This window comes from Pirellulales bacterium, from assembly GCA_036499395.1.
In the GTDB taxonomy this organism is placed as follows: Bacteria; Planctomycetota; Planctomycetia; order Pirellulales; family JACPPG01; genus JACPPG01.
Window position 1 is genome coordinate 315,593 of sequence record DASYDW010000063.1, and the last position, 11,965, is coordinate 327,557.

At 60.9% G+C, this 11,965-nt stretch carries 13 protein-coding genes; 1 reads left to right on the plus strand and 12 read right to left on the minus strand.

Features of this window, described 5'->3' with window-relative positions; genetic code table 11:
* Positions 1-65: 65 nt before the first annotated feature.
* Both VGN12_10595 and VGN12_10600 read right to left on the minus strand, forming a co-directional pair.
* Positions 66-2,480, minus strand: a complete 2,415-nt coding sequence (locus VGN12_10595; protein HEY4309889.1) for a PQQ-binding-like beta-propeller repeat protein — start codon at positions 2,478-2,480, stop codon at positions 66-68.
* 331 nt (positions 2,481-2,811) lie between these two features.
* Positions 2,812-2,985 (minus strand): hypothetical protein, encoded by a 174-nt coding sequence (locus tag VGN12_10600; GenBank protein ID HEY4309890.1) that lies wholly within the window; start codon positions 2,983-2,985, stop codon positions 2,812-2,814.
* Positions 2,986-3,102: 117 nt separating this feature from the next.
* Between VGN12_10600 and VGN12_10605 the strand changes: the two genes are divergently transcribed.
* Positions 3,103-3,510, plus strand: coding sequence for a DUF983 domain-containing protein (locus VGN12_10605; GenBank protein HEY4309891.1), 408 nt, complete (start codon positions 3,103-3,105; stop codon positions 3,508-3,510).
* 41 nt (positions 3,511-3,551) lie between these two features.
* On the opposite strand, the gene VGN12_10610 is transcribed toward VGN12_10605, so the two are convergent.
* The 10 genes from VGN12_10610 to VGN12_10655 all read right to left on the minus strand — a co-directional run bounded on the left by VGN12_10610 (position 3,552) and on the right by VGN12_10655 (position 11,965).
* Complete coding sequence (locus VGN12_10610) at positions 3,552-3,887, minus strand: hypothetical protein (GenBank protein ID HEY4309892.1); 336 nt, start codon at positions 3,885-3,887, stop codon at positions 3,552-3,554.
* 178 nt (positions 3,888-4,065) lie between these two features.
* Positions 4,066-4,953: an SEC-C metal-binding domain-containing protein gene (locus VGN12_10615; GenBank protein ID HEY4309893.1), complete on the minus strand. Its 888-nt coding sequence runs from the start codon at positions 4,951-4,953 to the stop codon at positions 4,066-4,068.
* A gap of 88 nt (positions 4,954-5,041) precedes the next feature.
* The gene (locus VGN12_10620) at positions 5,042-5,533 is read right to left on the minus strand and encodes a DUF420 domain-containing protein (GenBank protein HEY4309894.1); all 492 of its coding nucleotides are present in this window, start codon (positions 5,531-5,533) and stop codon (positions 5,042-5,044) included.
* Positions 5,530-6,300 carry an SCO family protein gene (locus VGN12_10625; GenBank protein ID HEY4309895.1) on the minus strand — a complete coding sequence of 257 codons (771 nt, stop codon included), beginning with the start codon at positions 6,298-6,300 and terminating at the stop codon, positions 5,530-5,532. The genes VGN12_10620 and VGN12_10625 overlap by 4 nt, the downstream gene beginning before the upstream one ends.
* Positions 6,301-6,302: 2 nt before the next feature.
* Complete coding sequence (locus VGN12_10630) at positions 6,303-7,217, minus strand: ABC transporter permease (GenBank protein ID HEY4309896.1); 915 nt, start codon at positions 7,215-7,217, stop codon at positions 6,303-6,305.
* Positions 7,210-8,157, minus strand: a complete 948-nt coding sequence (locus VGN12_10635; GenBank protein HEY4309897.1) for an ABC transporter ATP-binding protein — start codon at positions 8,155-8,157, stop codon at positions 7,210-7,212. Before VGN12_10635 ends, VGN12_10630 begins: the two co-directional genes overlap by 8 nt.
* A 207-nt stretch (positions 8,158-8,364) precedes the next feature.
* Positions 8,365-8,832, minus strand: coding sequence for a cytochrome C oxidase subunit IV family protein (locus VGN12_10640; protein HEY4309898.1), 468 nt, complete (start codon positions 8,830-8,832; stop codon positions 8,365-8,367).
* A gap of 39 nt (positions 8,833-8,871) precedes the next feature.
* Positions 8,872-9,858, minus strand: a complete 987-nt coding sequence (locus VGN12_10645) for a heme-copper oxidase subunit III (GenBank protein HEY4309899.1) — start codon at positions 9,856-9,858, stop codon at positions 8,872-8,874.
* Between the two features lie 128 nt (positions 9,859-9,986).
* Entirely contained in the window at positions 9,987-10,898 is a 912-nt protein-coding gene (cyoE, locus tag VGN12_10650; protein HEY4309900.1) for a heme o synthase, read from the minus strand.
* Complete coding sequence (locus VGN12_10655; protein HEY4309901.1) at positions 10,895-11,965, minus strand: COX15/CtaA family protein; 1,071 nt, start codon at positions 11,963-11,965, stop codon at positions 10,895-10,897. The genes cyoE and VGN12_10655 overlap by 4 nt, the downstream gene beginning before the upstream one ends.

The following is an 11,965-nucleotide window of genomic DNA, read 5'->3' on the forward strand; positions in this document are numbered from 1 at the left end:
ATTTGATTCAGCCCGTTCTGCCAATCCAACTCGATCGTGGCGTTGCCAACATGCGCCACTAGCTCTTACCGGCCGCTCGCACTCTGCGACGCCGGTCTTGTACGACCGGATGGCGCCGGCGCGCGCGTCGCTTGTTCGGTGCGAGGCTTGGCCCGTTCGCCTTGTCCTAGCGTGTTGCCTGCCGCCGAGTAATCGGCTGGTCCTAAGGCGGTAAGTCGATCACTGCTGGCAATGACCAGCACTTCGCCGGCCGCGACTAAATTGCCCGAATGAATCCCGCGCGCTTCGAGCATGACGGGCGCTTGCTCCTGTCCTGTGCGCTGATCGAAGACGTGGATCGCTTGCACGGTTGGCCAATAGACCTTGCCGCCCGCCAACACGCCACGGCCAAACCCCTTGGGCGTCGGGCCCTCGGGCCAGGGATAGCTCACTTTGCCGGTCATCACGTTGATGCGCCATAGTTTTTCGCCGCTAGCCCACAGTGCGTCACCGCCGACCCCCAACAGATGCACGACGTCGTTGGCCAGATTCGTCTCCCACAGCAACAGCCCGGTCGCCGCATCGTAGGCCAGAATGCTTTCACTGTCGGCCGGTGCGACGATCAGCCGGCCACGGTCGTAGAGACACGGAGTCAAATCGCGATAGAAATGCGTCGCCCGCTGATTTAGGTCCCCCTTCTTCGCGCGCGGATAGCGCACGATCCACAGCGGGTGTCCCGTGTCGGCAGCCAGCGCCGCTACGGCGCCCAGGTTCGTGTTCACGTACACAACATCGTCGACCAACGTCAGCAGGTTGTGCGTACACTCACCCGATTGGCCGCGCGACGGCGTTTCAGCGCTGGCGACGAACTGCCGCCACAATTGTCGGCCGGTGCGCGCGTCGTAACAAGCGACGTGCGATTGGGGGCGCGTGCCATGTCGCAGCGCGACAAAAACTCGCTTGCCGTCCGTGACCGGCGATCCCTCGTAGGCCCATTTCTCTTCCAGTCGCAGCGGCGGCCACGTCAAACGCCCTTCGCCGACCAGGTCCAGCCCGACGAGATAGCTCGGCTGATGATAATTGACGCTGTCTTCGGGGCGCGTCGTCAGCGGATCGCCCATGCGGGCATAGAGAAAGCCTTCATGAGCCGTGAGTGTGAATCGCGCCACGCCCAGCGTGCTGGCCGTGCCATGTACGCGCTCGGCGATCGGCTCGGCAGGACGAAATATAACGGCGTCGCCCCCCCAGGCCGGCTTACCGGTGCGGAGGTCGTAAATTCGAATTTCATGCTGCGTGTTTACGGCAACCAGATTGCCGACGACGATCGGATGGTAGCTGAGCAGCTCGTTCTTGGTCTCGGCAACGCGAGGCGAAGGATAAAATGAATCGGTAACCGGCGCCTTGGGGAGCGAAATCGGTTCGCTCCACAAGACAACATCCGGAGCAAGCGCCGCCGGCCCGCAATGCGATCGAGACATCGCCCCGGCGAACGTCGGCCAATCGCGCCCCGCGGCAGACGGCTGCCAATCCTTCGCCCCGGCCAAGAGCGCCGTCAGCGACTCGACGTAATTCACTTCCAGACCGGCGAGTCGACCACGTGCCGAGGCATGCATCGCCGTAAACGCCACAAGTTCGTCGGCGGCGCGCTCGAGCGAACCTTCCAGAATCGACACCAGCACGAGCCGCGCACGCACGCTGGCCAGATCGACGTCCGAATCCGGATATGCCAAGCGATTGGGGGGCAGGTTGCGGTCGTTCCAACAAGCGACAAGTTCGCGGCGCGTTTCATCGGTCAAAGCTTCATCGGTGCGCAACCGATACACGGCCGGCGGGATCGCGCTATCCGGCTGGTACCACCGCTGCAACTGCTCGCGACGCTCGGTCGCGAGTCCATCATCGGCAATCGTGCGATCAAATGCGTCGCGCGGCACGCTTTGTGGCGGGGTAGGAATCAACGCCTCCCAACTGGCTCGCGCAACGCCATGCTCGCCCCGTTCGAGAGCCATATCTCCCAAGGCCAACAAGGCATCGTCGCCCGTGCTGCTGACAAAGTACTGGTCGAGCATGTCGCGCAATGCCCGCACATCATGTCGGGCCACTACGTCGTCAAATAATCGTTTGGCCTGGGCGTCGATCCGGGCACGATAAAGCGCGAGCGCCTGCGCCGGCAGAACCGCCAGCCGCATTTGGCAATATTCACGCACGCTGACGTAACGGCGGTCGCTGGCAGCGATGACACGGCCCAAATCTTTTTCCATCACCTGTCGCAAGGTTTCGACAGCTTCGTCCCATTGCTGGTCCCCGGCGAAGGCCTTGGCCTGCTCCAGGCGGGACAACGTATCGGCGTCGGCCTGCGGCACTTCCACCGAATCGGAAAGCTCAAAGCGGCTGGACAGGCTAAAGAAGAAGGGTTGCGCTGCGCATAAACGCGGCGCAATCAGCAACGCGAAGAACGCGACAACCAGCCAACTCAGATTACGGCATACGAAACCGATACTCACGTTCGCACGGACCTCGGTGAAGGGTCGAGCATGCCAGGCAAGACATCTGGGCGGCGGCGCGCGTCGAAAGCAGGCTGAACCGGATCGATCGAAAGCGTAACGACGGTTCGGGCGTCAACCGACGCTGGGCACTTAAGTATAAGCCGCGACACAGTTCCCGGAAAGGAAACGCCCACTCACAGCCGACCCGGCAGACGATGCGAAATGCAGGGAAAACCGCAGAAAATCGTGGCGATTCCTGCAAATCGCGGCGCGGGCGCGGCGCGGCTACCCGCGACACGTCCCACCTTCGTAAGCTCCCACTTGATGGGTGCGCCAGCACCGCCAGGACTTACCGCGACCGCGAATACCCTTCCAGAATGCGACCGATGTAGAACATCGCGAATGAAGCCACGGCCATCACGAGCATCTTGCCAACGCTTACGAGCTCCGTGATTTGCATGACGATGGCCAGGCCGGGCAGAACGAGTCCCGCGATCTGTAGCAGCCGCCCAATGATTTGCACGCCCGTTCTCCTGCGCGACACCTTGGATAAACTTACACCCGCATGGCTGCGTCGCTGGCAGTAGAGTATCGTAAAGACATGCCGCGCCGCAACGAGCGCGGCGGGAGGCAGACAACAATGAGCCTGTGGCAAATCCTCGGACGAACCTTACGGCTGCGCTGTCCGCGCTGCGGCCAGGGGCGACTCTTCAGCGGTTGGGTCAGCATGCCGCGACAATGCGAGTCGTGCGGCCTGAAATTCGAGCGCGAGCCCGGCTACTTCCTTGGCTCGATCTATTTCAACTACGGCGTCACGGCCTTTATTGTGACGATTGCCGCCCTGTCGATGATGATGTTCAGCGACTTCTCCGAACGAACGCTGCTCTTCTCGCTCGGTGCGTTTTGCATCCTGTTTCCGATGTGGTTTTTCCGCTATGCCCGGGCGCTGTGGATGACGTGGGATCATTTTGTCGATCCTCTGCCGACAACGACCGCCGCATCACAACCAATTCCACATGATGCCGCGAAAGACGCAGCGCATAGGTAACGTCGAATCGCGCGGCGAAATAGAAAAACGCGTGCGAACGATTACTCGCCGCGAATCTCGGTCGACTGGTGACCGCCGAGCGGAGCGTCGCCATTTTTCTGCTGGCGACGGGCCTGGCGCACCAGGTAATAGAAATAACCGCTGAACGAACCGAAGATCGCGAACGGCATCGAGAGCATGAACAGGATGCTGTACATCATCCCGGTGACCAGGTCTCCCCCCTTGCCATCCTGATTGGCGAGAGCCGCCTTGCAACTGGGACAAGCCGAGGCCGTCTGAGCCGCAACCAAGACGAGAACCACTGCGGCGAACAAGACAACGTTCGACAACAGGCGTCGACGTCGTTCGGCGCGGGTGTCATGGCTTGTATGCGTCATTTTCAGACTCGCTAGACCGGACATCTTTAACAATCGAAATTATAGCCGATACAGGGCACCTGGGTAGACGGAAACCGGGGGAGGATCGTGCCTGGCAAGTCGGTTTTTAGCCGGTTTTTCTCGTTCGAGTAGGACGCCCGGTGCCCCATGCCCCCGCTCGTGGATTCCGCACGCGTCGCTACGACGGCTTCTTCGTCATACAGCATTTCTTATATTTCTTGCCTGAGCCACAAGGGCAGGGATCGTTCCGCCCCGCCGCGCCGGTTGCCGGCCGCGCGACCCTGGCGGACGCAGGTGCTGGCGGGGGTTGCCCTTCACGCCCGGGCAAGCAATCCCGGAAGACGTTTTGTCCCTTGATCCATTTCGCCGCCACGTCCGGAGTCGTTAACGCGCACAGTACCGCGCTGTTCAGCTCATACCGCTGGGCATCGATTCCTTTTTCCGCGAGCCCATCGCGCATCCCGTCGGACACTGACACCGTCCAGATGCGCGCGTGATAGTCGAACGGGGCGGTATTGGGCTGCGTCGGATGCAGATACGCCTCTTCGCATTTTTTGACCGATAGCGAACTATACCCGCGACAGATCAAGGGGCGCGCCGCGTATACGCTGCACGTATTATCGTCGGCCAGCAATGCACAAGGGATGTTCGCCTGCTTGCGCTGCTCGGCAGTCATCGGCCGTTTCCGCCGTACGCGATCGCGCAATCGTTCTTCGACCTTGGCGAGTTGCTCGGGTGGCAGCGTTTGACGCAGATGATGGGCCACGCTGATGGCATCGAGCGGATGAACCTCGACGTGCGAGTAGCAACAGAAAGCGCACCCTGCCCGGCATTCTCGCCCCGCGCGGCCAGGCGATTGATCGATGCCGACCTGAGCCCGGCCCAGCGTATCGTCGATCAATTCGAGCGCCGCCCGCTCAGTCCGGCCGGCGTTCTCGATGATTTCGATCGTGGATTCGTACTCCGCTCGGCGGGCACGGGCGCAAGCCTCGAACGCTTCGGCCTGCGTGGGCATTTCGGCGTCCGCGTCGCCGCCCATCGGAGTTGGCAGATACTCGCCAGTCATGCCGCCATCGCCCCTTGGGTCTGTCGTCCAGGCAACGCACACGCACGAGATCAGGTCACAGCCAGCGAAACGAGCCGCGCGCCTCGGTTTATACGCCTTCGGTGGCGTAGCCCAACCATGCCCCGTGATACAGCATCACATACACGATCACGCCGGTTACCGAAACAAACAGCCAGATCGGAAAGGTCCAGCGGGCCACGCCACGATGCCGTAACCGTTGATCGGTGAGCCCCAGATAGATGGTCGTCACCGCCAAAAAAGGCACGGCCGCCGCCAGAATTACGTGCGGAATCAGGATCGCATAGTAAACGTACCTCACCGTCGCCGGCCCGGTGAATTTCACGTGCAGGGCTTGGTAGTGGTAAATCAGGTAAGAAATCAAAAAGAGAATGCTGACCACGAATGCCGCCAGCATGGCCCGCTTGTGCGCTTGCTCGCGTCCTTGCTTGATGAACGTGAAACCCACGACCAGTAAAACCGTGGCGGACGCATTCAACAGCGCATTGAGCGTAGGCAGGTCCGTGACCGTGAATGCCAGTAGCGAGTGAACGACCATGCCGACATGTGCGAACGACGTCACGGCGTGGCCTCGCTCGCTGCCGGCTCGGTCGTCGAAGAGCTCTCGGCGCCGTCAGTGGTTTCTGAGGCGTCTGCTGCCGGATCGGCCGAGGTCGTGGCTTCCGCTGCTGTTTGTTCGCTCGCCGACGTCTCAGCCTGGTCAGTCTTCGCCGGGGGCGTCTCTTCGGCCAGCAGCTTCGTGATCTTCTTCTTCAGCGCCAACATCTGGCTCGAATCACTAGTCAGGTACAGGCCGCGGACGTTGCTCCATTTATCCACCAGGATCACGCGCTCGGTATGCATCTTCGGCCCGACCGGCACCTGAAAGGCTTCGCTGCCGAGCTTCTGAACGGACTCGAACGGGCCGCTGAGGAATGTCCACCGCTTGGGGTCAGCTTTGAACGTGCGAGCGTATTTGGCCAACACCTCGGGCGTATCGTTCGCCGGATCACAGGTAACGCTGACGAACTTCAGATGCGGATCTTTATCGTCGTTTTGCAGCTCCGCCAGCGCGCGGTTCATCTGGGCGCAAGGACCGGGGCAACTAGTAAAAAAGAAACTCGCTATCCACACGTCCCCCTTCAGCTCATCAAGCGCAAAGGGCTTTCCGTCCGTATCAACCAGCGCCGCGTCCTCGAGCGATCCCGTAGACCGCGTGCGCTCGATATGGCGGGGCTTGCTCACCACGCTGCGGTCACCGCTCGTGGCTTGATAAACGCGCCATCCGGTGTACGAGCCGTACGCCCCTAAGGCCGCCAGCAGCAAGGACAACCAAACCTTAACTTGCATCGTCACAGCAGATCTCCCGTCGTTCGCTGTCCGGCAATCCAACATGCGGCGGCGAACGTTACCACAGCAAATAAAATTGTCACCGTCAGTGCCACCGGCAGCGACGGCAGCGCGTTCATCCACCCGAGTGCTGCCGGAGCGGCCTCGCCCCAGTAGAGCAATCTCCGCATCGCCGCCACGCCGTAGGTCAGCGGATTCACGTACATGATCCACCGCAGCCAACCACTGTCGGCGGGAAAAAACGCGCCAGACAATAACCACATCGGCAACAGAAACACGCTCATGATGGCGTGAAAGCCCTGCGTCGAATCCATCCGCCAGGCAATGACAAACCCCAGTGATGTCAGCGCAAAGGCGACCACTAACGAAAACAATGCCGCGGCAATGGTGCCGACGAGCGAAAAATGCAGTCCGACCGTCAGCCCCAATATCAGAAACAACAATCCCTGGCCAGCGGCCAGTAGTGTTCCGCCGAGGATCTTGCCCAGCACCATCGACCAACGGGGAATCGGCGCGACGAGCACGGATTGCAAGAAGCCCTCGCGGCGATCTTCAATGATGGAAATCGTCGAGAAGATTGCCGTGAACAGCAGGATCAGCGCCAGCGTGCCCGGAAAGAAGTATTCGCGATAACTCACGTCCGTGCCGGCGCCAGCCATTTGGAACGACGGACCCAAGCCCGCGCCGAACAAAATCCAGAATAGCACGGGCTGCCCGATCGCGCCGACGATCCGATTTCGCTGACGCACAAAGCGCACCAGCTCGCGATAACAAAGGGACCAGACGGCCGAACCCGAGGTGCCTGCGCTCGATGTCATCGGCGCTTCGGTCGTGGCGCGGGCGCGCGGCTCGCCAGACACCGGTTGTGGCGTTGTTGCCGTAGCAGTCGAAATCGATTCGATACCCCGTTCAGCCAACGCCCACCTCCTCGGCCTGCCAGAAGCGATGACCGGTGCGGGCGATGAACACATCCTCTAGCGTCGGCTTGCCGACCGTGATCGAGCTGACCTGTCCGGGGAACTCTTCGACGAGGCGCGCCACCCATTGATGGCCGGCAGCTTGTTCCAATCGCACACGACCGTCGACAACCGTGGCGGCGCAACCCAGGCGTTGCGTAATCGCGGCCGCCAGCGAGTCGGGCTGTGCCGTCTCGATCCAGATCGTGTCACCGCCGACCGTGCCGCGCAGCTGGTCCGGCGTGTCGAGCGCGACGAGTGATCCGGCGCTCATGATTGCCAGCCGATCGGCTTTCTCGGCTTCTTCCAAAAGGTGCGTCGTCAGAACAACGGTCACCCCCTCTTCGTTGCGCACGCGATGTAGATATTCCCACAAGTCGCTGCGAGCGCCGGGATCAAGGCCCGTGCTCGGCTCGTCCAACAGCAGTACTCGTGGCTGATGCAAAAGTCCCTTGGCCAGTTCGACGCGCCGCCGCAAACCGCCGGAAAGCGTTTCGACCAGGTCATGCTCACGATCCGCGAGCCCGAAGCGAGCCAGCATCTCACGGCGCCGCTCGTCGAAAGTCCGGCCTGTAATGCCGTATAATTGGCCGTGTTGCCACAGGTTCTCATTAACTGTCAGCTTGCGATCGAGGCTGGGCGCTTGAAACACCACGCCGATACGGCGGCGCACTTCGTGCGATTGCTGGGCCACGTCCAGCCCAAGGATCGTGATCGAGCCTTCCTGAATCGGCACGAGCGTCGACAACAGCCGGAACAGCGTGGTCTTACCGCCGCCGTTGGGGCCGAGAAAAGCGAAGATTTCGCCCGGCGCAATTTCCAGGCTGACATCGTCTAGCGCTTTTCGCTCGCCATAGCGATAGACCAGCCGCGAAACAGACACGGCCGTTGAGGAAACCATGAAGGTCACTCGAAAAAACAAAGAAGGAACGTTGCGAGCTAAAGCGCCCAACGAGGGCCGCGCCCCCCAGAGCGGCCGACCCAAGTCCAACTGTGCCCGGCTGGCTTGCCACGGCCGTCGACGATCATTCCCTGCGCCACGGATGCCAGCCGCGGCAGATGCTTAACAAAGCAACCCGCCACAACAAGCTTCCGGTTAATTGTACTTCTAGTGAGGCGCGGCGGCAGCCGGCTCTTTTTCCGATGTGTCGCGGACCGGCTCTAACTGCTTAACCTTTTGCTGCAGCTTCGCGAATTCGGCCTCGGGCTGGGCCGCGTGCTCGCGCCGCTCGGGCGAATAGGTACGCATCCGCAAGCCGATATCCGGCACCAGGGCCATCATCAGAAACACCGACATGATCGAGGCCGGAATCGTCAGAACGTATTTCCAATCGGCCTCGTACTTCAGATGCATGAAGAACAGGATCACAAGCATCGCCTTCGTACACGAGACCGCCATCATGAAGAACCGCCCTACCGCGGGCTGCTCATGCCAGGGCCACAGACTCGAGTACGTGAAGAACGAGCAACCTGTCAAAACGCACAACGCCAGGAACACGTAGACATACTTGGCAATCCCGTGATCGCCGTGGGCGTGCGAATGGTCGACGGTCGAATGGCCGGCATCGTGCGTCATAAATAACTCCGCGAAAATACAAACCCGTATTACCGGGATTTAGAACAAATACAGAAGCGGGAACAAGAATATCCACACCAGGTCGACAAAGTGCCAGTACAGGCCAATATTCTCGATGGCGACCGCCCGGTGTACATCCAACGTCCAGGTCATCATCAGCGCGAAAACGATCAGACCAACCAACACGTGGATGGCGTGAAAGCCGGTCAGCAAAAAATACGTGCTGGCCCACATATTGCCGCCCGGAATCACGATCGGCATGTGGAACGACTCGATCAGCTCACGCACGTACTCAACTTTGTCCGAACCCGCGTGCGCATAACCAAGGTTCACCCAGGGATGCTCTTCGGACAACGTCTCGGGATGGGCGTCGGCCTTCGTGTGGTCCCCCTCCAAGCTTGGCGGCGGCATTATGTCGTCGGCCATCCGCTGCAACGTGACCAGGTTTGTAGAACCGAAGTCATCCTTCATCTTCTTGGCTAGCAATAGCTTGTCGGCCTCTTCAGGCTTGATCCCCTCGGGAGGAAGCTTGGCCAGCGGCTCGATGAGCGATTGCAACTTGATCCGCGCCGCCGAACCGAAGTCCAGATCCGCACGCTCGTGGATACGGCTGCGCGGCATGGCCGGATAGATGCCGTGCGAGAACTTTGCGTTGTACTCGTACATTTTCACGCCCAAGAAGACACAACCCAGCAACAAGGTCACAGTCATCCAGGCTTTGGCCAATCCCGCCTTATTCGCCCTGGCGCACTCCAGGGCCAGCACCACGCTGACGCTAGAGCAAATCAGAACGAATGTATTGAACGCGCCGATCGGTTCGGAGAGGTGTACGTCGTGCGTGGCGGGCCAGTCGGGCGCACCGAAACGAATCACGATGTACACGCCGATCAACGCGGCGAAAAACATAATTTCCGTCGACAAGAACAGCCACATAAACAGCTTGCCGTTAGGCAGCGGCAAACCCGGCTGGTATTGCAACTTCAAATGTTGAGTATGCCCGTGATGGGCGTCAGCGGCTGTGGCCATGACCGGTAATTATGCCTTTCTAAAAGCGTCGGACAAAAGAGGGGCGGGCACGTTGGCAGTCGCCTTTGTTGTGCGGCGACCATGGCGTCCATCCCCGTTTTGTCAGACGGTCAAAACGACTCCCAAATTCAACTCGCAATACGACTCGATAATAAAAGCAAAATCAGCACCGTCGGCAAATAGACGAGCGACGCACGCAACAGCAGCCGGGCCGACCGTTCGTCCAACCTTCGTGCGAACCACGCTGCGGCCGCCAACTGAGCAAGCCCCAGCAGTAGCGCCGCAAAAAAATAACCGGTCCCCGCCAACCGCATCACGGCAGGCAGCACGCTGACCGGCAGAAGAGCGAGCGCCCCCGTCACAGCCAGCAGTCCCACTCGGCGGCCACTGGGATCAACGACCGACAGCATCTGGCAGCCCCCCGCGGCATAGTCAGCGCGGTACATCCAAGCGATGGCCATGAAGTGCGGGAACTGCCACAAGAAAACAATCATGAACAAGGTCGCCGCGGACAGATTCAAATGTCCGCCGACGGCCGTCCAACCCATCAATATCGGCATCGCGCCGGCGACGGCGCCGACCGCCGTGTTATGCGAAGTGCGCGACTTCAGCGGCGTGTACAGGCAAACGTAGGCAACCCAAGTGGCCAGGCCCAACAGCGCCGTCAACCAGTTCACCATCATCGCCAGGACGGCCACGCCGGCCACGGTCGAAATCGAGCCAAACCACAGCGCTTCGGCCGCGGTGAGTCGCCCGGCCGGCAACGGGCGATCGGCGGTTCGCGGCATCCGCGCGTCCGAATGACGCTCGATCCACTGATTCCAGGCGCTCGCGCCTGCCGCAATGAGGCCGGTGCCGACAGCCGCATACAACAGCAGTTGCCAGTCAGGCTGTCCCCAACTGGCCACACAGGCCGCGACGATGATCGTGACCAGTTCCATGACCACGATCTTCGGCTTGGTCAGTTCGACATAATCGCGCAACCGCGTTACAAGTCGAACGCGCGACGAGCTCGCCATGGCCGTCGTGACAATGCTCATGCCAGTACCCCCACCGCGACGACGCTGCGCACGACACGTGATTGTCCGGCCGGCAAAAGCAACGATCGCAAGGCAATGAGTAGCGAGGTCGCCAAAATCAGCGATCCCGTGGCCACGTGTCCGGTCGTTACCCAAGCCTGCAATCGTCCGGCTTGCATGACGACGAACTGCTGGGCCCAGGGGTAATTCCCAAACAGCGCTTCGGGCCAGCCATAGTTCACGACCCAAGCACCTACGCCCAAGGCAAGTTGGACGATCAACAGCCCAGCCAACGCGACGGCCGGGACGAAAATGAATCGATCCGCGAAAAACCAGCGAGTCGCCCGCGCGGCGAGCATGATCACGTGCACTGTCAACGCCGCGGCCATAAACAGGTGCAACCATACGGCGGCGCGAAACACCGTGACGTCAACCACCGGCCGCACGTGACGCAATTGCGATCCCAGCACCAACTGCAAGTAGGCGATCGCCACGGTAAGGAAAGCAATTCGTTGAAAGCGAGCCGACGCCCGGCCCCGGGCTAGTTCCTGCGATTGATCCGGCCCGGCCCACCACTGCTTCGAAGTCCAACGAGGTGAAGTCCACACGGCGAGTGCTACGGTATACGCGAAGAATGCCGGACCGACGCAGCCATGCAGTTGGGCCAACAAACGTTCGTCCAGCACGACGCGCAGTCCGCCTAGTGCGCCTTGCGCGATCACAAGCGCGAGCGCCCCCAAGCTTGCCATCCGCACCCAGCGACGCTGCTCGCCGAGGAATGTCGTAACGACGAACAGAATCGTCAACATGCCGACCGTGGCGCCGAACAATCGATGACCGTGTTCGATGAACAAGTCCCACGGTCCGGCGATCCACGTCTGCCAGGGATACAGAAATAGGTTGTAGCCGAACGTGTTAGGCCAGTCGGGCACGGCCATGCCGGCATCGTAGGTCGTCACTAATCCGCCGACCCAGATCAGGGGAAACGTCGCGCATACCAACAGCACAGCCACGCGATGCGGCCAGGGACTGGCCGGAGCCGCGACGAGCGAGCGAGCATTCTCGGCTTGTGTGCGCGATTGCACCAC